Annotated in this window: 16 protein-coding genes and 3 tRNA genes; 2 read left to right on the top strand and 17 right to left on the bottom strand. The window is 50.1% G+C overall.

Annotation, left to right across the window (positions count from 1 at the left end; genetic code table 11):
- Positions 1-3: 3 nt before the first annotated feature.
- From BLQ36_RS03440 to BLQ36_RS03420, 5 genes are all read right to left on the bottom strand, one after another.
- Positions 4-1,353: a GumC family protein gene (locus BLQ36_RS03440; RefSeq protein ID WP_074513987.1), complete on the bottom strand. Its 1,350-nt coding sequence runs from the start codon at positions 1,351-1,353 to the stop codon at positions 4-6.
- 322 nt (positions 1,354-1,675) lie between these two features.
- Positions 1,676-3,127 (bottom strand): ATP-binding protein, encoded by a 1,452-nt coding sequence (locus BLQ36_RS03435; RefSeq protein ID WP_074513986.1) that lies wholly within the window; start codon positions 3,125-3,127, stop codon positions 1,676-1,678.
- A 74-nt stretch (positions 3,128-3,201) separates the two neighbouring features.
- Positions 3,202-3,798, bottom strand: a complete 597-nt coding sequence (locus BLQ36_RS03430) for a recombinase family protein (RefSeq protein ID WP_074513985.1) — start codon at positions 3,796-3,798, stop codon at positions 3,202-3,204.
- Between the two features lie 157 nt (positions 3,799-3,955).
- Positions 3,956-7,480, bottom strand: coding sequence for a pyruvate:ferredoxin (flavodoxin) oxidoreductase (gene nifJ, locus BLQ36_RS03425; RefSeq protein WP_074513984.1), 3,525 nt, complete (start codon positions 7,478-7,480; stop codon positions 3,956-3,958).
- Between the two features lie 221 nt (positions 7,481-7,701).
- Positions 7,702-9,078, bottom strand: coding sequence for an amino acid permease (locus tag BLQ36_RS03420; protein ID WP_074513983.1), 1,377 nt, complete (start codon positions 9,076-9,078; stop codon positions 7,702-7,704).
- Positions 9,079-9,262: 184 nt separating this feature from the next.
- On the opposite strand from BLQ36_RS03420, the gene BLQ36_RS03415 reads away from it, so the two are divergent.
- Entirely contained in the window at positions 9,263-9,544 is a 282-nt protein-coding gene (locus BLQ36_RS03415) for a hypothetical protein (RefSeq protein WP_033170757.1), read from the top strand.
- 56 nt (positions 9,545-9,600) lie between these two features.
- Here BLQ36_RS03415 and BLQ36_RS03410 read toward each other — a convergent pair.
- From BLQ36_RS03410 to BLQ36_RS03400, 3 genes are all read right to left on the bottom strand, one after another.
- A tRNA-Pro gene (locus tag BLQ36_RS03410) sits at positions 9,601-9,677 on the bottom strand.
- Between the two features lie 13 nt (positions 9,678-9,690).
- Positions 9,691-12,789, bottom strand: a complete 3,099-nt coding sequence (locus BLQ36_RS03405; protein ID WP_074513982.1) for an efflux RND transporter permease subunit — start codon at positions 12,787-12,789, stop codon at positions 9,691-9,693.
- Positions 12,786-14,039, bottom strand: coding sequence for an efflux RND transporter periplasmic adaptor subunit (locus BLQ36_RS03400; RefSeq protein WP_074513981.1), 1,254 nt, complete (start codon positions 14,037-14,039; stop codon positions 12,786-12,788). The genes BLQ36_RS03405 and BLQ36_RS03400 overlap by 4 nt, the downstream gene beginning before the upstream one ends.
- Positions 14,040-14,158: 119 nt before the next feature.
- On the opposite strand from BLQ36_RS03400, the gene BLQ36_RS03395 reads away from it, so the two are divergent.
- Positions 14,159-15,319: an FprA family A-type flavoprotein gene (locus BLQ36_RS03395; protein ID WP_074513980.1), complete on the top strand. Its 1,161-nt coding sequence runs from the start codon at positions 14,159-14,161 to the stop codon at positions 15,317-15,319.
- 34 nt (positions 15,320-15,353) lie between these two features.
- Here the strand turns inward: BLQ36_RS03395 and BLQ36_RS03390 are convergent, their stop codons facing one another.
- The 9 genes from BLQ36_RS03390 to rfbA form a co-directional block, all read right to left on the bottom strand.
- Positions 15,354-15,803 carry a hypothetical protein gene (locus BLQ36_RS03390; RefSeq protein WP_074513979.1) on the bottom strand — a complete coding sequence of 150 codons (450 nt, stop codon included), beginning with the start codon at positions 15,801-15,803 and terminating at the stop codon, positions 15,354-15,356.
- 101 nt (positions 15,804-15,904) lie between these two features.
- Positions 15,905-17,230, bottom strand: coding sequence for a sensor histidine kinase (locus BLQ36_RS03385; RefSeq protein WP_074513978.1), 1,326 nt, complete (start codon positions 17,228-17,230; stop codon positions 15,905-15,907).
- Positions 17,230-17,907, bottom strand: coding sequence for a response regulator transcription factor (locus tag BLQ36_RS03380; protein ID WP_074513977.1), 678 nt, complete (start codon positions 17,905-17,907; stop codon positions 17,230-17,232). Before BLQ36_RS03380 ends, BLQ36_RS03385 begins: the two co-directional genes overlap by 1 nt.
- A 141-nt stretch (positions 17,908-18,048) precedes the next feature.
- Entirely contained in the window at positions 18,049-19,557 is a 1,509-nt protein-coding gene (locus tag BLQ36_RS03375; protein WP_074513976.1) for an IMP dehydrogenase, read from the bottom strand.
- A 466-nt stretch (positions 19,558-20,023) separates the two neighbouring features.
- Positions 20,024-20,099 (bottom strand) — tRNA-Ala (locus tag BLQ36_RS03370).
- A 25-nt stretch (positions 20,100-20,124) separates the two neighbouring features.
- Positions 20,125-20,200 (bottom strand) — tRNA-Ala (locus BLQ36_RS03365).
- A gap of 100 nt (positions 20,201-20,300) precedes the next feature.
- On the bottom strand, positions 20,301-21,344 hold the full coding sequence (rfbB, locus tag BLQ36_RS03360) for a dTDP-glucose 4,6-dehydratase (protein ID WP_074513975.1): 1,044 nt from the start codon (positions 21,342-21,344) through the stop codon (positions 20,301-20,303).
- Between the two features lie 18 nt (positions 21,345-21,362).
- Positions 21,363-21,929: a dTDP-4-dehydrorhamnose 3,5-epimerase gene (rfbC, locus tag BLQ36_RS03355; protein ID WP_074513974.1), complete on the bottom strand. Its 567-nt coding sequence runs from the start codon at positions 21,927-21,929 to the stop codon at positions 21,363-21,365.
- A gap of 5 nt (positions 21,930-21,934) precedes the next feature.
- Positions 21,935-22,807, bottom strand: coding sequence for a glucose-1-phosphate thymidylyltransferase RfbA (rfbA, locus tag BLQ36_RS03350; RefSeq protein WP_074514165.1), 873 nt, complete (start codon positions 22,805-22,807; stop codon positions 21,935-21,937).
- Positions 22,808-22,853 lie beyond the last annotated feature (46 nt).

The raw sequence follows: 22,853 nt of genomic DNA, 5'->3' as shown, positions 1-22,853 counted from the left end.
ACGTCAAACCTCTTCTCGTTTATAACAAATCAGTCCATAGCCAAAGCTAATCAAACAGCCGACAACAAAGCCAATCGCTGTGATTAGTTTCTTTCTAGGTGCCGCCGGCTTACCTTCATCGGGCAGATTTGCCGCATCGATGATTTGGATGTCCATGCTTTCCATGGCTTCCTGGATTTTATCCTGTTCGCACTGCTGGACGAGGCTGGTGTAGATTTGCTGTTTGATTTTCGCGTCGCTTTCGAGTTTGATGTAGTCCATGACGGCTTCTGGGAGCTGCGAGATTTCTGTTTCTTTCTCGGCTTTTTTCGCCTTAATGGCCGCTTCGCTGGCGCTGGCGGCGCTGGCCTGTGCCTGGGCTACCGCCTGGTTCTTTAACAGTTCCATCTGGGCGCTGTTGAGGCTGGCGGCGTTAGAGTTCACGACGGCACCGACTTCATCGGATAACGACTGACTCAGCTGAGTCAGCTGACGCTGTGCCGCGATAACAGACGGATGATTGTCGGTATATTTCTGGCGCAGGCCGACGAGTTCGACTTCCTTCGCGACAATCTGCGCACGGATGCTCTGGACGGTGCTGTTATCGTTGATGTTGTAGCTGGCAGCTCCAGCTTTCTGTTCGCCGAGTTTCTGGGTAGCGACGTCGTACTGAGCCTGGGCCGATTTCTGCGCTACCTGCATTTCACCAATGGTTTTGTCATAGGCGTTTAACTGTTCGATAGCAAGCTTTGCTTGGTCACTGGGACTATAGAGCTTATGCTCTTTCTGGAAAGCAGCCAGTTTTGCTGCCGCATCGTCTGCTTCCTGTTTGGCATTTTCGATACGGTCGTTGAGGAAGGTAACCAAGAGGCTCTGGGTCTGCTGGCTGTTTTCCGTCTGCATCGTGAGGAAGTTATCCACAACACCCTGGGAAATCAGCTGCGCTTCTTCCGGCGTACGGCCAGTTGCCGTTACCGTGATGAGGTTGGTCTGCTTGGTATTCTCGATTTTGAGGTTCTTCTTGGCAAAGGCCTTTGCATCCGGTTTCTTATCATCCGGCCACTCGATTTCATCGATAATCGGTTCGAGAACCCGGCGGCTTTTCATCAACTCGATGTAATTGAGCGGCGAAGCATTGGAACTGCTGCCACCGATATTAATCCCCATAGCGGCAGCCATAGCAGCCGCACCACCGATGTCCTTACCCGCACTGCGGGTCTGGACGAGGGTGGTGGACTCGTACTGTTTCGGCAGGATGAAGGCGGTACCAATCGCCAGTGCCGTACAACCGGCGACGATGCCGCCTACTACCTTCTTTCGCTCCAGCATGATCTGCATGAGTCGTCCCAGGTCAATGCTCTCTTCGTTTTCCATATCGTTACCCTGCTCCTTTTGTGTTGTTAGATTTCATGTAGTTTATACATCGATGAATAAGTGCGATGTTTATCAAAAAGTGTACTTTTTGAGACAGTACATTCACAAGCCCCATTATAACAAAAGGAGCTACAAATGTCCATTTTTCAACGCTTTTTGTGTACGGATTTATAGGTTTTGAGATTATTCGAGTGGATTTAGGACGATGTTCCCTATTTGTCAAAAAGTACACTTTATGAGACAATTTCCATAACGCAAAAGAAAAGCCAGCCACACAGGAAACTATGTAGTAACCTGTGTGGCTGGCTTTTTATCCCTTATTTTATTGTATGGTCCGATAGCGCTGATTTCTGCTTCGTGGTTTGTCTGGCAAAGTGAGTTCCAACTGACCAGCTTCAACCAATGGCACTATATACCGATTATAGATATACGTGAACGTACTTATATTCATGTAGTCTTTAAGTTCTGCTCTTGTACGTGGTGTTCGGCAAAAATCCAACAAAGAAGCTTTTACCGATTCCGGTGTATTCTCCGCTGTATTTTCCTGTTGCTCCTGCGTGTTATAGAACGTCACGACAAATTCATTTCGACGATTTTCAAAAACAGGCTCTGGCAATCCACTGAGCTTCATCTCTCTTCGCATCGTCAGTATCCCTGAGTAACGATTTTCGGCCCGAGTCAATGCTTCGGTCATCGTCGCTAAAGCAGGATTTCGGAGGTCTGGTTTAGCCACCCCCAATTGGTCTACGGTCATCCGCCCATATAAATTTCCCGGACTGTGAACCTCCAACCGATTTCGATACAAAACCACTTGTATCGGAGTCCCCTCTGTATAGATACTATAATCTCGATGGATTACCGCATTTAGAATTGCTTCTCGGATTGCTGCTACGGGATATTCATCAATATCCCTGCGCTCGCCAGTTTGCTTATCGATGACCGGTTGGGTCTTCATATTTCGTTTACAAAAAGCTATTGCTTCACGGACCTGCTCGGCTAAGGTTCCCTCAATTCGCTTATTATCACTAAATCGAATATCGTGGTCATCCGTATCGCCAATATTCTCCCCAGGAACTACCACTGCCGTGATACAAAGCTGCGGCATAAATCCCTGCGGATAGATTCCCATATTCATAACAGCAGCCAAAGTCGGCTTACCGTCACGCAGAATATCCATTAATTCATAGGCCCGTGCATCAGTCAGTTGAGCAAACCCAGGACGCTCTGCCTTTTTTTCCTGCATGTAAGAATTCAGCATTCGTGCATCTAAATCCTCGATAATTGCCCGTTCAACAGGACGCTCGTCATCATGAAGATGTTTACAAAATGCTTCGTAACTATACAGTTCATACTCCGTCATTACCATATCGTCATCGCCCACGCGGGTGTAAGCTCCCTTTAGACGCCCTGCCCCTTTGTAATAACAAGGACGTTCTGATAACTCCAAACCGGGAATTTCTGCCGAACACACATCAAAACCGTTTACCTCCGCTACCGTAAAAACGGCCCGTACAGGCGGAACCATCTGATTACACTGTTCCACTACTTTTTTCTGCAAATCCTGCAAGTCATATACTCCCGATAACTTAAATCCTTCTTTTTCATCTATCCCAAAAAAGAGAATACCGCCGCCATCTTGATTGGAAAAGCTAGACAATGTATCATAAAGCCGTTTGGGACAACCGCCATGAGCTGTTTTGATTTCTAAATCCTGTCTTTCTGTCTTTTTTTCTAAAATCCACTTTGTTAATTCAACAAGTTCTTCGGTTATCATTTCGCTTTTCCTCCTTTTTACTTTAAATAATAGCGCAATAACTAAACAAGTTCAAGTTTTTGTTACGTTATTTGTTAACTTATTTCCATTTCGCGAACTCTTCGGTAGAATGTTGCTTTACTTATTTGACATGTTTGCAAAATCTCTTCGCATGTTAGTTTGTTATTTCGCCATTTGTTGACGAGTTGTTTGAAATTCTTCGGTATCTTCGCTTCCGGACGGCCGAAGCGGGTGCCTCTGGCTTTGGCGGCGGCGATGCCTTGGGCTTGGCGCTTGCGGATGTTGTCGCGTTCGGATTCGGCTACGAAGGACAGCACCTGCAGAACCAGGTCGGAAATAAATGTTCCCAGCAGGTCTTTATAGCGACGGGTGTCCAAAAGCGGCATATCGATGACACAGATGTCAATTTGCCGTTCTTCGGTCAGATAGCGCCATTGGTTCTGGATTTCCCGGTAGTTTCGTCCCAGCCGGTCTATGCTCAAGATGTAGAGCAAATCCCCAGGCATCAGCCGCTGCAGCAGCTTTTGGTAGTTATACCGGTTAAAATCCTTGCCAGACTGTTTGTCGATGTAGATGTTTCCCTTGGGAATGGCCAATTCTGCCATCGCCCGCAGCTGTCTTGATTCATTCTGGTCCAGGCTGGACACTCGGATGTACGCGTAGTTTTTCATAGTATTCCTCCTATCTTATGGGGAAAAATATCCCCCTATAGGAATACATGAAGTGATCAGCTAAAAAGCAGCCTCGCCCCAAAATTTCGGATAAAAAACGAGCCCGCTCTCTACAATTGAGAGCGGGCTCGCATTTAACGCTTATTGATTCGCTTGATTATTTACCAGCCAACGCTTTGTAACCCTCATAGCGGGTCTTAGCATCATTCTGGGTCTTCTCGAAGAGCGCCTCTGCTGCTTCTGGGAAGGAACGCTTGAGATTGATGTAGCGGTTCTCACCCATGAGGAATTCCTGGAACTTGTCAAAGTCCGGTTCTTTGGAGTCGAGGCTGAACGGATTCTTATCCGTACCAACGAGCTGCGGGTTGTAACGATAGTTTGCCCAGTAGCCGCACTCGACAGCGAGTTTTGCCTCGAGCTGGCTGCAGCCCATGCCCTTGCGGATACCGTGGTTGATGCACGGTGCATAAGCAATGATGAGGGACGGGCCTGGATATGCCTCGGCCTCAGTGATTGCTTTGAGGAGCTGATTCTGGTCAGCGCCCATAGCAACCTGAGCCACATAGACGTAGCCATAGGTACGAGCCATCATACCCAGGTCTTTTTTCTTCGTCTTCTTACCAGCTGCGGCGAACTGTGCGATAGCTGCTGCCGGCGTAGCTTTCGATGCCTGGCCGCCCGTGTTGGAGTAAACCTCGGTATCGAATACGAATACGTTGACGTCTTCGCCCGATGCCAGGACATGGTCGACACCGCCGTAACCGATATCGTAAGCCCAGCCGTCGCCACCGAAAATCCACTGGGAACGTTTGACGAAGTAGTCGTTGTTCTCGTAGAGTTTGTTCAGCAGTTCGTCGCTGCCCTTTTCTGCTTCGAGCAGAGCCGTGAGTTTATCAGCGCGCTCGCGGGTGCCATTGCCGTTGTTGAGGTTCTCGACCCAGTCGGTCAAAGCAGTCTGCAGCTCAGCACTGCCCTTGCCTGCTTCAACGGCAGCTTTAGCATCGGCTGCCAAGCTGTCGCGAACAGATTTCGTGCCGAGGAACATGCCAAGGCCGAACTCTGCATTATCCTCGAACAGGGAGTTGCCCCATGCCGGACCATGACCCAGGTGGTTTTTTGTGTACGGCATAGCCGGTGCACTGCCGCCCCAGATGGAGGAGCAGCCCGTAGCATTGGCAATCATCATGCGGTCACCGAAGAGCTGTGTCAGAAGTTTTGCATACGGCGTCTCGCCGCAGCCAGCGCAGGCACCGGAGAATTCAAACAGCGGCTGTTCGAACTGCGAGCCAAGAACCGTTTCTTTCTTCATCGGATTCTTCTTCGGAGCGACCTTCTTCGCATCAACGCCATAGTCGAAGTATACCTGCTGAGCCTTGAGCTCATCATCCAGCGGCTTCATATCGAGAGCCTTGACCGGGCAGACCTGTGCACAGTTGCCGCAGCCGAGGCAGTCCATCGTGGATACAGCCACCGTGAAGTTATAATCCTTGATTGCTTTCGTCTTCTTGGACGGGAAACCTTCCGGAGCAGCAGCCAGTTCTTCCTCTGTCGTCAGTACCGGGCGAATCGTAGCATGCGGGCAGACATAGGAGCACTTGTTGCAGCCAATGCATTTTTCCGCATCCCAAACGGGAACGCTGATCGCGGTGCCGCGTTTCTCATAAGCCGTGCCGCCCAGCGGGAACGTGCCGTCAGCCATTTCGCCTGCGAATTTGGAAACCGGCAGCTTGTCGCCTTCCTGACGGTTCATGACATCCTGGATTTCCGTAATGAAGGCCGGAGCGTTCTTCTTCTCTGCCGCTTCATCCTCGGCATTAGCCCAATCAGCCGGTACCGTTACGCGGTGCAGTGCTTCGATACCCTTGTCGATGGCACCGTTGTTCATATCGACAATCTTCTGGCCCTTCTTGCCGTAGGATTTAACGACAGCATCCTTGAGGTAGTCCACAGCCGTATCGATAGGAATGATGTTTGCAATCTTGAAGAATGCAGACTGCATAACCATGTTGAAGCGGCCACCAAGGCCAAGTTCTTTCGCGATATCTACAGCATTTACCGTGTAGAACTCGATGTTGTTCTTGGCAATGAAACGTTTCATGTAAGCCGGCAGATGTTTGGTCAGTTCCTCATCGGACCAGGTCGTGTTCAGAAGGAACTTGCCGCCTTTCTTGAGCCCAGCCAGCAGGTCATATTTGTAGACATAGGACTGCTGGGAGCAGGAGATAAAGTCCGCTTTGTTGATGAGGTATGGGCTGTTGATCGGCTGTTTGCCGAAGCGCAGATGGCTCATCGTGATACCGCCGGACTTCTTGGAGTCATAGGCAAAGTATGCCTGGGCGTACATGTCCGTCTTATCGCCGATAATCTTGATGGCGCTCTTGTTGGCACCGACCGTACCGTCAGAACCGAGACCCCAGAACTTGCAAGCCGTCGTGCCTGCCGGCGTCAGGTCAACATCGCTCATGACCGGTGCGAGGCTCGTGTTCGTGACATCGTCTTCGATACCAATGGTGAAGCCATCTTTCGGAGCATCTTTCTTGAGTTCCTCGAATACCGCAAAAATCTGATCCGGCGTCGTGTCTTTGCCGCCAAGACCGAAACGGCCGCCGATGATAATCGGATTCATGTCGGAGTTGTAGAACGCAGCCTTGACATCGAGGTAAAGCGGCTCGCCCAGCGAACCCGGCTCTTTCGTATGGTCGAGGACAGCAACTTTCTTGACCGTCTTCGGCAGGAACTGGAAGAAGTGCTTGAGGGAGAAGGGACGATAGAGATGCACGTTCATGAGACCGACTTTCTCACCGTTCTGGTTGAGGTAGTCGACCGTCTCCTGGACTGCCTGGCAAACCGACCCCATAGCGATGATGATGCGGTCTGCATCCTCGGCACCATAGTAATCGAAGAGATGATGCTCACGGCCCGTGATTTTTGCCATGTCAGCCATGGCTTCTTCAACGAGATCTGGCAGCGCCTGATAGTATTCATTGGAAGCTTCGCGGCTCTGAAAATATACATCCGGGTTCGTTGCTGTACCGCGGATAACCGGATGATCCGGATTCAAAGCACGGCGGCGGAATTCTTTCACCGCATCCCAATCGAGAATCTTCGAGAGGTCCTCGTAGTCGACCATTTCGATTTTCTGGATTTCATGGGACGTGCGGAAACCGTCGAAAAAGTTGATGAACGGAACGCGGCCCTTGATGGCAACGAGATGTGCCACGGCCGAAAGGTCCATGACCTCCTGTACGCTTGCCTCAGCCAGCATAGCGCAGCCCGTCTGGCGAGCTGCCATGACATCCTGGTGGTCGCCAAAGATGTTCAGCGAGTTAGCGGCCAGTGCACGTGCCGATACATGGAATACGCCCGGCAGCAGCTCACCGGCTACTTTATAAAGATTTGGAATCATCAGCAGGAAGCCCTGGGATGCCGTATAGGTAGTCGTCAGCGCACCAGCTTGCAGGGAACCGTGAACGGCACCTGCTGCGCCAGCCTCGGACTGCAACTCGATGACACGGACCGTCTGACCGAAAAGGTTTTTCTTGCCTTTGGCCGCATCCTCGTCCACATGCTCAGCCATCGGAGAAGACGGCGTAATCGGATAGATTGCCGCAACGTCCGTGAAAGCATAGGAGATGTAGGCGGCAGCCTGGTTGCCGTCCATCGTTTTCATCTGTTTGCTCATGTTTTGTTTGCTCCCCTCTATGAAAATAGAATTGCAATATATAGCTAGGATAACGCGAAAACCGCGTCGTGGTCAGTAATCTATGTTACTGAAGATAATAACATAATAAATTTTGCGTATATCCCCACGTAAATAACATTATATATCGTAAATGGACAAATGTAAATATTATGTTACATGTTTACATATAGAAAAGCCTTCCCCACAGGGGAAGGCTGTATTTATTTGTTTTCTTTGCTGTGGCGGTACCCGTAGGCGAAGTAAATCAAAACGCCCACAGCACTCCACACCCAGAAACGCTCCCAGGTCATGGAGGAAAGATTATACATGATATAGGCGCAGCTGGCAATGGCCAGCGTCCCCATAACATAAATGGCCGGGCAGCGGAACGGGCGCTTGATATCCGGATACTTCCGGCGCATGACCATAACACCTATTGACGAAACGATAAAGGCAAAGAGCGTTCCGACGCTACACATCTCAGCGACAACATTGATTGGCGTGAAACCACTGATGAGCATAACCGCCAATCCCACAATCACCGTGATACGATGTGGCGTGGCATACTTTGAATGGATCTTGCAAACGCTCTGGGGAATCAAGCCATCGCGGCTCATGGCGTAGAAGGCCCGGGTCTGAGCATACATCATGACCAGCAGTACCGTAGTGAGGCCAGCGATAGCGCCGGTACCGACCACAGCCGAACCAAACCGATACCCAAGCTCGCGGAGCACGAAGGCCACTGGCTCGGCATTATCCAGTTCGGTATAGGAGACATTACCAGTCATAACCGCGGTTACACCGATATACAAAAGCGTACAGATCAATAGTGAGGCGATGATCCCCGTCGGCATATCATGGGCCGGATTCTTGGTTTCCTCCGCCGCCGTTGCAATAGAATCAACACCCAGATACGCAAAGATGATTACGGCAGCTCCAGCCGATACACCAGAAAAGCCAAACGGCATAAAGGGTTCCCAATTGGCAGGATTCACCGTAGGCGCAGCCAGGAACAAGAAAATAAAGATTGCCAGCAACTTGACCCCAACGAGAATCTTGTTGACCGTAACACTTTCCCTCACGCCGCGCACGAGCAAAAACGTTAAAAAGCCCGTGATGAGCACGGCAGGCAAATTCACGATGCCCCCTTCAGCCGGCACCATCGTATACTGCGCGGGCAGGGTAATCCCGGCCGACTTCAAAAGGCCCACGACATAAGCCGACCAGCCGCCAGCCACCGCACTTGCACCCACCGAATATTCCAGCACGAGGTTCCACCCTACTAGCCATGCCAGGAATTCGCCAACGGACGTATAAGCATAGGCATAGGCACTGCCCGCCACGGGAATCATCGATGCCAATTCCGAATAGGCCATGCTGACGAAGCCACAAGCAAGACTCGCCAGCAAAAAAGAAAGCATCAGTGCCGGTCCGGCATATTGGGCCGCCGCAACGCCTGTGAGCACAAAGATTCCCGTCCCCACGATGACACCAATACCTAAAAGCGTAACATCAAGAGAGCCCAAGGCCCGCTTCAGATGGGATTTTGACGCATCGCTTTGATACTCCGCAATACTTTTTGTGCGAAAAATTCCCACACAATCACTCCTCAAATTGTTTTCTCTGGATAAACATACTGTTGTATTATACCACACTAAAGGACAGAAGCAAATATAAATTTTGTAATGCTGTAAGCAGGATTCCACCATAGCACGTCGAATAAATAAACATTGATAGGGACCAATAGGCAATTGTGGGATAAAACAAGGAGTGTGGCGACCTATGATCAAGAACATGGCTATCTATGTCATCCTCAAAGTCGAGTACGGAAAAGGGCAGGAAAACGTCTACACCAGTATCCTCAACGTATCGTCCAGCAAAAGCACTGCCCAGACTTTCAAGGAACACTATGAAGAAGAATTTGCCGATGAAATTGAACATGAACACGATGGCCGCTTCGTCTCCATCCATCTGCATAAAGCCTTGATTCAATTAGATGATGAAATTATTGCACCAGATATGTTTATCCGCTTTATTGGCGACAAGAATGTACGTGACTATTGATTGTGCAGATGAAAAAGACCAGCTCACTGAGCTGGTCTTTTGTATTGTCGTTATAATGGTCGGGATGACAGGATTCGAACCTGCGGCCTCTTCGTCCCGAACGAAGCGCGCTACCAAACTGTGCCACATCCCGACAACAGAAACTATTATAACGCAGTCTTCGGATTAACGCAAGTCTTTTTTTCCTTTTTTTGATAAAACCACAAAAAAATTATAGGAATGACGATGAGCGTAAACACCGTAGAGGTCAAAAGACCGCCGATGATAACCCAAGCCATGGACACGCGTGTCTCCGAACCTGCGGTCATAGCCAATGCTGTCGGCAACATGCCAACCATCATCGTGATGGTGGTCATAAAGATTGGCTTGAGCCTTACCCGCCCAGCCTCAATAATGGCCTCCCGTGCAGTTTTCCCGCGATCCATCAAAGTCAGCGTGTAATCAATCAGCAAGGTACCGTTCTTAGCCACGATACCGTCCATAACCAAAATACCTATCATCGAATAGAGATTCAAGGTGTTATGGGTGAGGAACAATAATAGAATCGAGCCGATGATGCCCAGCGGCAGGGAAAACATGCGGATAAACGGCGTAATGACCGACTCGTAAAGCACTGCCAGCAGCATATAGATAAGCACTAATGCCAGAAAAAGCGCGCTCAACAAGTCTGAAAAGGTATCGTTCATCCGGGTTGCCTGTCCTTTGAACTGGTAGGTAACCGTATCCCCCAGGCTAGCCTTTTTCATGGCTTTTTTTACATCGCTCATCACGTCACCGATGGGTCGGCCGCTGATGTTGGCGCCAACGGCAATAGCCCGCTGTTTATCCACCCGGCGTATAGATACCGGGCCGCGGCCATTCTTGATTTCAGCCACATCCCCAAGATAAATGAGCTTACCACCGGCAGAAATCGGCACATGGGCGACATCCGACGACTTGTAGCCATCGGCCCCCTTAAACCGGACTTTGATATTGGTATCGAGGCCACTGTTGGCCGCATCGTTTTTCAGTTCCCCCGCCGACAGGCCCGAGATTGCCGAAGCAAAGGCCGTATCCACATCAGCCAGCGAAGTTCCATAGGTCTTTAGTTTCTGACGGTCAACGGTCAATTGCAGCTCCGGCATGCCTTCCGTATAAGAACTGTTGACATCTGTAACTCCCTTGACATCGGATTGCAAGATGTTCATGACCCGCTCGGCGGCTGCATTAAGTTCTTCCGTATTATTGCCACGTAGCTCAATCTGCAGGGCACCGCCGCCATTGCGGGCACCGCCTCCCCCTGAAATACCGGCAACATTGCTCTGGGTCTCCGCTACGCGGATGTCCGCATCCTTGATATCATTGGCAAAGCGACGAACTTCATTGGCCACTTCCCATACGGAGCGGGACCGGTCTTTGCGGTCATAGAGCTGGACTTTGATGCGCCCCTCATAGGCAGTAGAGCCACCTGCATGGGTCATGTAATTTTTGACCTCCGGGATTTGGGCCAGTTTCCCCTCCAGTTTTTTGGCAACGCGGTTTGTCTCCTCGGCGGAAGAACCGATCTGTCCCTGGATGTTGATGGTAAAGCTCGATTCATCGGTCTGCGGCATGTACTCAGACCCTACCAGCCCCAGCGGAACCATCGAAACCACGCCGATAAAGATCACCGTAATGATGCCGATTAATTTCTTCTGATGACCAAGACTCCAGCGCAGGATTTTCTCATAATATTCCACTGCATTGTTTTCCATCCGGTCCATATAGGCCCAAAACTTCGTCTTTTGCGGATGGTAGCCGTGCCTGTAAAGCCTTGATGCCAGCATCGGCGTCAAGGTAAAGGAAACGAACAGCGAGAAAAAACCGGCAAAGACAATGGTCAGGCCAAACTGACGGAAATATTGACCAGTCATTCCCTCCATAAAGGCGATTGGCATAAATACCGCCGCATCGCAAAGGGTTATGGCGATTGCTGCCATACCGATTTCATTTCGCCCTTTCTCTGCCGCCAGTTTCGGCTCCTCCCCCATCTTCAAATGGCGGGTGATATTTTCCAGCACGACGATGGAGTCATCCACCAGGATACCAACGCAAAGGGTCATTCCCATCAAGGACATCATATTGAAGGTAAAGCCGGCAATATACATAACAAAGAACGTGGCAATCAGCGAAGTCGGGATTGCCACCATAACAGCCGCCGTAGAGCGCCAGCCGCGCAAAAACAAAAACAGCACCAAGCCCGTCGTTATGAGGCCTTCCACCAATGTTCCCAATGTATTATGAAGGGAATCCTCCACATAATCGGCATCGTTGGAAACCACCACAAACTGATAGTCCGGATAATTCTTTCGCAGTTTTTCCACGGCTTTTAGGATGTTGCCCGCCGTCTCCACCACATTGGCATCGCTGTTTTTGTACACCAATACGTTGATGGCATCCTGGCCATTGAGCCGCCCATAGCGGGCAATGCGCGCGTCCTGTTCCCGGACGGTCGCCACTGCCGTCAGCGGAATCATCTTGCCCTCGGTGTTCTGCACCTGTACCTTTTCGATGTCCTTAGCTGTCTTGTATTGCGCGATAACCCGGACATCCGATTTTGTTGTCTCCGTGTAGACAGAGCCCGATGGCAACAGCTGATTCTCATTGCGGATTGCGGAGCTTATCTTGCTCAGTGTCAGTTTATAGGCCGCCATCTTGTCGCGGTCGACTTCCACCGCCACTTCTTTATCCCGGCCGCCGTGTAGCTCGATTTCCGAAACGCCGCCGGCCTGCTGCAACACCTCCTGGAAGGTATTATCCGTCATGGAGTAGGTATCCGCTAAACTGTGCTGGCTGATAACCGCCAGTTCCACTATGGGCTTGGCGTTGATATCGCGCTTGATGACTACCGGCGAATCCGCCTCATCAGGCAATTTATTTTTGATGGCCTCCACTTTCTTGGTGGCATCAATGGCCGCCGTATCGGCATTGGCATCAAAATTCAGTTCCAGCATGATACGGGCCCGCTCATAGCTGGCCGTCGAAGTGATCTTCTTGACATTTGACACCGAAGAAAGGGCATCTTCCACCGGTTTTACCACTTCCTGTTCGACAGAATCGGCACTAGCTCCCGGATATTTTACCGATACCGTGACATACGGCGTGTTGAGCGCTGGCAGCAATTCAACGCCGATGCGATAATAGCTATACAGCCCCAGCACCACGAAAAACATGACAATCATCGAAATGCCGACGGGCCGGTTAATCGAAAAACGTGTCAGATTCATTCCGCTGCCTCCGCATCCTGCTCTGCTACATCGACCTTCGTACCGGTCTGGAGCTTATCCTGATTGGACAGGATAACCGTATCGCCATCTTCAAGGCCATCGATAATCTCTTCATCGTCATCATTCATGAGCCCGATCTTGACCTCTCGTTCTTCCACAGTACCATCATCACGCAGCACAAAGAGCGTCTGCCTGCCATTTTTCGAGAGCACCGCCGCCTTGGGGACAAAGAGCGTATCCCGCCGCTGGAGAATATCGATAGCCGTATGGGCAAAAAGTCCGGCTTTGATGGCATCCTTGCTCTCACTAAGCTCAATGCGCACCTGATAGGTTTTGGAACTGTCGTCCATTGCCGGGCTCACGTAAACAATTCGCCCTACATAATCCTGTCCCATGGCATCGATGGTCACATTGACATCCATGCCAGGTTCGAGAATCGCCGCGTCGCTTTCAGACAGGGTGCAGTCCACATTGATATGGCTGTTATCCACCAACGACAGCACCTTCGTACCTGCCGATACGATGGCCCCGACTTCGGCATTCCGGTAGCCGATGACACCATCCCGCGGCGCCCGCAAAATCATATCCTCCCGCTGTTTGCGCAAGGCATCGGTGGCATGCCGCTGCTTTTCGGCCGTATATTCTTTAGACTGGACACTGGCCGCATCACCACCCTGTACCTGATTGGCCAGCACATCGAAAGCGGCTTTGCTGGCCATGTATTCCTGCTCCACCGAATCGAGTTTATCCTGCGAAATCGCCCCAATCGAAAAGAGATACTGATTGCGCTGATAACGTGCCAGCTCCAATTCATAGGCATTCTTCGCCTTGATGTAATTTGCGTCATAAGAAGCAGCGGCCTCGCGGGCATCGGCCTGAGCCGCATTAGCTGCCGCCGCATTCTGATTGATGGAGATATCCAGATCCGCCGTGTCCTGAACCATAAGTACCTGACCAGCCTTGACCACATCACCCAATTTGACATTTACCGCCGTAATGCGCCCCGTGTATTTCGGTGCCAGCGGGATATTGGCATCTGCCACCGTCTGGCCTGACAGGGCGATGTGCCGCATCATATCTTGACGCACCACTTTCTGTACTTTGACCAGCGGATTGCCATGACGCACCACCTTTTTCGTATCCCTGGCATTGCCAAAATACAAATAAAGCGCAACGGATAACACTGCCAAACAGGCAACCGCTGCGATAATCTGCTGTTTTTTGTTCATATCCTGAAACTTATGACGCATGATCCTTCACCTTACCTTATCATGATAGCTTTATTTTAACACGCAGAGCAGGTAATTGCACACATTTGCAGAATATTGGGGTATAGTATAAAATCCTAGTCGAAAGTGAGGCAATATCCATGAAAGCAGTTGAAATCAAAAAGGATATCTACTGGGTAGGTGCCATTGACTGGTCCATGCGCAGTTTTCACGGCTACCAAACCGGCCGCGGCACAACCTATAACGCTTATCTGATTCTCGATGACAAAATCACCTTGATCGATACCGTAAAAGAGCAATTCGCAGGTGAACTGCTCGAACGGATTTCCTCAGTCATAGAGCCCGCCAAAATCGACTATATCATCTCCAATCATGCCGAACCGGACCACTCGGGTTCCCTGGGGATTCTTGCTAGGCACTGTCCTAAGGCAAAAATCATCACCACCCTGCCCAATGGTCTGAAGGGGCTGAAGGCACGCTATGGCGAACTCGCCTACGAAGGTATCAAGGCCGGGGATGTCCTGTCTATCGGCCAGCGCAAATTGCAATTCGTACCAACCCCCATGCTTCATTGGCCTGACAGCATGGTCACCTACTGTCCCGAGGAAAAAATCCTGTTCTGTAACGACGCCTTTGGTCAGCACTTAGCCTCCAGTCAGCGCTTTGATGAGGAAAATGACCTTTCCACCGTCCTCTACGAGGCCAAGAAATATTATGCCAATATCCTCATGCTCTACGGCCGGCAGGCACAAACAGCCCTGCAAGCACTTAAGGACCTCGACATCCAGCTGCTGGCCACGGGACACGGCATCATCTGGCGCAAACACATCCCAGATATCATGGCCTGCTACCAAAAGTGGGCCGCCGGCGAAGTCTCAAAGCGTGCCGTCGTCGTCTTCGACAGCATGTGGCATTCCACCGAGGCCATGGCCCGCACCATCACCGAAGCCTTCCAGCAACGGGGTATCCCCGCTGCCTTCTACGACATCAAGGAAAACCACCTTTCGGATATCGTCACGGACATCTTTACCAGCAAATACCTGGCTGTAGGCTCCCCCACCATCAACAACCAGATGATGCCCACCATCGCCAGCTTCCTGTGCTATCTCAAAGGGCTTGCCCCGAAGAATCACGTGGGGTTCGCCTTTGGCTCCTATGGCTGGGGCGGACAAAGCATCCCCCAGGTTGAAGCCGAACTAAAAGCCGCCGGCATCGAAATCATCCTGCCCCCTATCCGCATTGCTAACCTCCCCACTGCCGAGCAGCTTGACAAAATTACCGAAAGCATAAAAGGCATCTGATATACGAAAAGAGGACTGTCCCCAGCCCTCTTTTTCATGTTTTAATTACCTTGAAATTCTTCAGGAGTTCCTTCTTCTCAGCTTCTGACATAGCCGAACGCTTATTTTCGCCCTCAACCATCTTCAGATAGGATTTTTTCTTCTTCACCTTATGCTCGTGATTGCGTGAAGGCTTGTGCAAATTCGCCCCTTTGCCCTGCTCCAACAATTCCAGCATGTTAATCTGCTCCAGAAAATCCTTAAGATACCCTCTTAATCTTGCCCTGCGGATAGACTTGGCTAACGCAATGGCCGCTTCATCCTGAAGTTCCAAAAGACTGCCGCGCGCCAAGAGCGAAGGCTCCAAAAGCTGTCCTAATCCGATGCGGTTCAAATAAGCAGACAAGTTCCCCCGAGTATACGCCAGCCTCATTCTCTCCTGGAGACGAATGGCAGCCCGTACAAGAATTCCATCAAGGCGTTCATCAAAACCATCATGCTTCATGAACACACCTCCGCTGCAAAAACTTGCGCATACTTAACTACCTTATAGTTCGTTATCCTTCGGCGTAAATCCTGCTAACCCATCGAGATATTTTATGCTTTTTAAATCATATTAAGGGGCTTTGTCTTCCCTTTGACTTTTGTCTTGAGGGTGACGATAAAGGTCGTACCTTTGCCCAATTCACTTTCGATGCGAATATCCCCGTGGTGGAGGTTGACAATCTCCTGGGCAATGGCAAGTCCCAAGCCATTGCCGCCCATTTCACGAGAACGGGCCTTATCCACGCGGTAGAAGCGATCAAAGACTTTTTCCTGGTCTTCTGGGGATATGCCAATTCCCGTATCGGCTACCGCCAGACTCACCTTGCCCTTTTCTGCCTTGCGAAATTCGACGGTTACCGTTCCGCCCTCCGGCGTGTACTTCACCGCATTATCCACCAAAATCAGCACCAGCTGACGAATCTTTTGCTCGTCAGCATGGATAACTGCCTTGGGCAGCCGGTCAGCCACCAGGGTAATCTTTTTCTGTTCCGCCAGCGGGGCCATAAGCCTTGCCGTCTGTGCTACCACAGCTCCAAAATCAAACTTCGACGGCTTGAGCTTCAAAGCCTTGTTATCACTGCGGGCAACCACCAAAAGGTCTCCCACCAGCTTCGTCATTTTCTTGACTTCATCCCGCACATCTTCAATGACCTGCTTGAGGAAGGGCGACTTTATGGAGGGGTCGTTCTGCAAAAGATCTGCCGACGCCATGACGACAGCCAGCGGCGTGCGCAGCTCATGGCTGGCATCGGCGGCAAACTGACGCTGTTTTTCATAGGCAGCTTTGAGGGGAACCATTGCCTTGCCGGAGAGGATATGGCCGACAATCGTAGCCACAATCAGTGCCAGCAAGCCAAGGCCTGCCATGATGGTCGTGGCTTTTTCCATGCCATTGTACAACGCCGTGACATCTTTTCCCACGTAAACCGTCTGGGGTGTCATCCCCGGCTGCTCAATCTTCTGCATAGTCATCATGATTTTCGTCTTGTGACCATTTTCCCGCGGTTTCGTGACGACAGCCACTTCCCCTTCCCCGGAATTCCACTGATTCATGACATCCAGGATAAAGGGCTCGATGCGAAAGGAGGCCCGGGCAAAGTTCAGCAAACGCCCATCGTCATCAAACACATAAAAGAACAGGCGGTCATTGGTGCTCTTATAGGCCACCGTATCATCGATGACCAGTTCCGGATGCTGATTGAGGTATTTTTGTGCTTCGGCAACGTTATCTGCCGTATCCCAAAGCTCCCTTGCCTGCTCCGAGCGAATGGACCATTCCATGGATTGGTGCATGGCAAAAATCAACACAGCCAAAAAAATAATCATAACCAGCGAATACAGCATTGTAAGTTTTCGCCGGCTCTTACCAAAAAGGTTCTCTGTCATTACTTATGGGCCTCCAACTTATACCCAACGCCACGAACCGTCTTGATAATCGTATCCCCATCACCAAGGTCAAGCTTTTTACGCAAAATCTTCATATACGAGTCGATATTGTTGGAGCTGACATCCGATTCCAAGCCCCAAATGCGGTCAAGAATAATATCCCGGGGAACGACGATGCCGATGTTCTGGGCCAGCAAGTCGAAAATCTGAAACTCCCGCGGGGACAGCTGAATCACATCGTCCTTCTTCTTGAGAACTTTTGCCGTGCGGTTCAAGGTGAAATCGCCAACTTCCACCACATCCTGCTGGATTTTCTGGGTACTGCGACGGCCCAAAGCCCGCAGACGCGCCAGCAGTTCAGCAAATTCAAAGGGCTTTACCAAATAGTCATCGGCACCAGCATCCAGGCCGGTTACGCGGTCCTCCACGGAATCGCGCGCCGTCAGCATCAGGATTGCCTTCTCATAGCCTTCGTGGCGCAGGCGGCTGCAAGCTTCCACGCCAGTTACCCCTGGCATCATCCAATCCAGCACCAGAATATCGTAGTCACTGTACTTGGCATATTCGTAAATATCGTTGCCATTGGTTACCCACTCTACCTGGATATCATTCTGCTCCAGCATGTATTGAATCAGCTTTCCCAGCCGCTTGTCATCCTCTGCTAAAAGTACGCGCATCGTAAATGCCTCCCGAAAATTTTATCTTAACTACTATTATATCCTGCTTTTCTTGAAATTCCTATGAAAAAAGAACGGATTTCCTAAGAAATCCGTTCCGAATTAATCCATATGTAATTACGGTGTCCAATTGGAAAGCTATTATTCACGGCCCAGACGGTCTCTGAGGATGACGTCATGGGAACCGCCCTCCACAATACTCGTAGCCGATACCAGCGTGAGTTTTGCTTTGTCGCGGAATTCCGGCAGGCTCAGGGAACCACAGTTACACATGGTGCTGCGAATCTTGGCCAGCGTCGTCTGAACGTTGTCCTTCAAAGGACCGGCATAAGGTACATAGGAATCAACGCCTTCTTCGAAAGAAAGCTTGCGAGCGCCGCCCAGGTCATAGCGCATCCAGTTGCGAGCACGGTTAGAACCTTCACCCCAATACTCTTTGTAGTAGGTGCCATTGACCTTAACCTTGTCCGTCGGGCTTTCGTCGAAGCGGGAGAAATAACGACCCAGCATCAGGAAGTCAGCGCCCATTGCCAGTGCCAGCGTCATGTGATAATCATGAACGATACCGCCATCGGAGCAGATGGGGATATAAATGCCCGTCTCTTCGTAGTATTTATCGCGCTCACGGCAAACGTCGATAAGTGCCGTAGCCTGGCCGCGGCCGATGCCCTTCGTCTCACGGGTGATGCAGATGGAGCCGCCGCCGATACCAACTTTGATGAAGTCTGCTCCAGCCTCAGCCAGGAAGCGGAAGCCTTCACCGTCAACGACGTTGCCAGCACCAACTTTGACATCTTCGCCAAAGTTTTCATGGATGTATTTCAGCGTAATGCGCTGCCACTCGGAAAAACCTTCCGAGGAGTCGATGCAGAGTACATCCGCACCAGCCTTCAAGAGGGCCGGAACGCGCTCGGCATAGTCACGGGTGTTGATACCTGCACCAACGATGTAGCGCTTATTTTTGTCGATGAGCTGAAGTTCATGTTCCTTATCGCTGGTGTAGTCCTTGCGGAATACCATGTAACGGAGGTGCTGGTTTTTATCAACGATTGGCAGCATGTTGAGCTTATTTTCCCAAATCAGGTCATTGGCCTGGCTGATTGTCGTTACTTCTTCAGCTTTTGCGTAAACCAGCTTATCAAACGGGGTCATGAATTCTTTGGCCTGCGTATCCAGCGACATGCGGGAAACACGATAGTCACGGCTCGTAACGATACCCAGCAGTTTACCGTCTGGCGTACCATCCTCAGTAACGGCCATCGTAGAATGACTCGTTTTCTGCAGGAGCTCCAGAATTTCACCAAGCGTCGTAGTCGGCTTGATATTGGAATCAGAACTTACAAAACCAGATTTATAGTTTTTAACGCGAGCCACCATCGCTGCTTCTTCTTCAATCGTCTGCGAACCATAAATAAAGGATACGCCACCCTCCTGAGCGAGTGCGATTGCCATCTTATCGTTCGAAACCGCCTGCATGATAGCAGAAGTCATCGGGATGTTCATGGAGATTTTCGGCTCCTCACCCTTTTTGAACTTTACCAGCGGAGTTTTGAGCGATACATTGTTCGGAATACATTTGTCCGAAGAATATCCCGGAACAAGCAAATACTCGCCAAAAGTGTGTGATGGTTCTTTGAAATAGAATGCCAACGTAACCCCTTCTTTCTTGATACCTATGAATCTACCTAAAGCAATAGTACACTGTGCCTGTGTATATTGTTATATATGTTAATATAATTGCGAATCTGTGTCAATCTCAAAACTGCAGTTCGCTTTACAATATTACATATATGCAGTCAATACAAAAATAGCAGCCAATGATGTGTTTCATCCATTGACTGCTATTCGTCTCGATTTACTTTTTTCGTCTTCATTTGGTTACCTTTTGGGTACTCTTACGGGCCCATCGGACTCCCCTCCTTAATCAGCTCGTGTACACTTTAGGAAGCTGACTCTCCGTTGGCTAGCTATTACCTTTTCAGAATAATCAGTTCCTTTATTTGGTTCTATTATAGCGCGCCATTTTGAGAAAGTCAATAATTTTCTGATTATATCAGCAAGGTAAATAAAAAACAAAATAAGGACTTAGCAATCTGCTAAGTCCTGTTACATTCGATGGTGGAGACGAGGAGAATCGAACTCCTGACCCCCTGCTTGCAAGGCAGGTGCTCTCCCAGCTGAGCTACGCCCCCATTGTTATAAACCGAACATTGTAAATGGTGGAGACAAGGAGGATCGAACTCCTGACCTCTTGCATGCCATGCAAGCGCTCTCCCAGCTGAGCTATGCCCCCAGAATGTTCCGTTATTTATTAACTTGTTGCTGTCAACAGATAATATTATAAGGGGTTGGCATCATCATGTCAACCCCTTATTTTTAAAATTTACACACGATTAGATTTTCGCGAACTCCAATTTCGCTCGCGTATCATACATGCGTTCATAATAGGTCTGATAATCCCCGCTGATGATGCCCATCCACCAATCGCGATTATCCAGATACCATTTTACGGTTTCCTTGATTCCGTCCTCGAACTTCGTCGTCGGTTCCCAGCCCAGTTCCTCGCGAATCTTGGTGGGGTCGATGGCATAACGGCGGTCATGGCCCTTACGGTCCGTTACATACTCGATGTTTTCCTCGCCTTTGCCCAGTTCCTTCAAAATGGTTTTGACCACATCGATATTGGAACGCTCATTATGGCCGCCGATATTATACACCTCGCCGACTTTTCCCTTCTGCAGGATGAGGTCGATAGCTGCGCAGTGGTCTTCGACATAGAGCCAATCACGAACGTTGAGGCCATCCCCGTAAACCGGCAGCTTCTTATCCGACAGCGCATTGATAATCATCAGCGGAATGAGCTTTTCCGGGAAGTGGAAAGGACCATAGTTATTGGAGCAGCGGGAAATGGTCACTGGAATCTTGTAGGTGCGATGGTAGGCCTGAACCAACAAATCTGCCCCAGCCTTCGAAGAAGAATACGGGCTCGACGTATGAAGCGGCGTCGTCTCCGTAAAGAACAGATCCGGACGGTCCAGAGGAAGATCACCATAGACCTCATCTGTCGATACCTGATGATAGCGGTCAATGCCGTACTTGCGGCAGGCATCTAACAGCACGCTAGTACCGATGACATTGGTCTGCAGAAAGATTTCCGGATTTTCGATTGACCGGTCCACATGGGATTCGGCAGCAAAATTTACGACGATATCCGGTTTTTCCGTCTCGAACATCTTATAGACCTGGGTGCGGTCAGCAATATCCCCACGGATAAACTTGAAGTTTTCCTTCGTCAGTGCCTTTTCCAGCGTCTCCAGATTCCCGGCATAGGTGAGCTTATCATAGCAGATAATCTTGTCCGCGGGATGCTTCTTGAGCATATAATACACAAAATTCGAACCGATAAAACCGGCTCCACCAGTTACTACGATATTCATATCATTACCTCTTTCCTATCAATCCTCATACACAAAGTTGAGGTGATTTGCTGCTCTTTCCTTGAGCGTTGGGGCTTTCTTATCCTTGTCGGACAAAATGACCGGCTCGATTGGCCACGCTACCCCAATATCCGGGTCGTCCCAACGGATATTGCCATCACATTCCGGTGCATAGTAATTGTCAGCCTTGTACTGTACTTCTACATCATCGGTCAAGGTAATGAAACCATGGGCAAATCCCCGAGGGATGAAGAGCTGTTTCTTGTTCTCAGCCGAGAGCTCAACCCCTACCCACTGGCCGTACTGTGGCGACCCCTTGCGGATATCGACCGCCACATCAAAAATCTTGCCGCGAGTACAGCGAAGAAGCTTGGCCTGGCATTTTGGATTCAGCTGGTAATGAAGACCGCGAAGCGTTCCCTTCTGCGCTGAGAAGGATTGGTTGTCCTGCACAAAGTCCACCTTTATGCCAGCCTCTTCCATCTTGCGCTGAGACCAGCTCTCCATAAACCAGCCGCGCTCGTCACCGAACACCTGAGGTTCCAGCACAAACACGCCTTTTAATTTTGTTTCTGTTGCTTTCAATTCTTTCACTCTTTCAGCATATTAATCAAATATTTTCCGTATTCATTTTTCAGCAACGGCTGAGCCAATTTTTCCACCTGGGCCGCATCGATATACCCCATGCGATAGGAAATCTCTTCTAAACAGGCAATCTTTAAGCCCTGCCGAGCCTGAATGGTACGCACGAAGGCGCCAGCATCCAGCAGGGATTCATGGGTTCCGGTGTCCAACCAAGCATAGCCGCGGCGCATCTTTTCCACCTGCAGCGTTCCACGCTCCAGATAGACCTTATTGACATCGGTAATCTCCAATTCCCCCCGGGCCGATGGCCGGATGGTCTTAGCGATATCGACAATATCCTTGTCGTAAAAATACAGTCCCGTAACGGCATAGTTCGACTTTGGTGCCTTTGGTTTTTCCTCAAGACTCAAGGCTTTTCCCTCAGCATCAAATTCCACCACGCCATAGCGTTCCGGATCTGAAACATAATAAGCAAATACCGTCGCACCTTCATCAAGTGCAGCCGCCCGTTGCATGGCCTGTGCCAGGTCCGAGCCATAAAAGATGTTGTCGCCGAGAATCAGCGCACAGGCTTCACCACCGATGAACTCCTCACCAATCAAGAAGGCCTGGGCCAAACCATCGGGACTTGGCTGAACCGCATAGGATATCTGGATTCCCAGCTGGCGGCCGTCCCCTAACAGCTGCCGGAACAGCTCCTGGTCCTCCGGCGTCGTGATAATCAGGATGTCGTTAATCCCCGCCAGCATCAAGGTGCTTAGCGGATAATATATCATTGGCTTATCGTATACCGGCATCAGCTGCTTGGAGACAACTTTTGTGAGCGGATAGAGCCGTGTCCCCGAACCGCCTGCCAGTATTATTCCCTTTTTTATCAAAAGAAAATCACCTCCGAAATTCATTGTATCTTTAATATTATACAAC

The sequence above is a fragment of the Selenomonas sp. WCT3 genome, assembly GCA_900100835.1.
GTDB lineage: Bacteria > Bacillota > Negativicutes > Selenomonadales > Selenomonadaceae > Selenomonas_A > Selenomonas_A ruminantium_E.
Note: the sequence above shows the minus strand (reverse complement) of the source record. Positions and strands in the feature narration are given on the sequence as shown.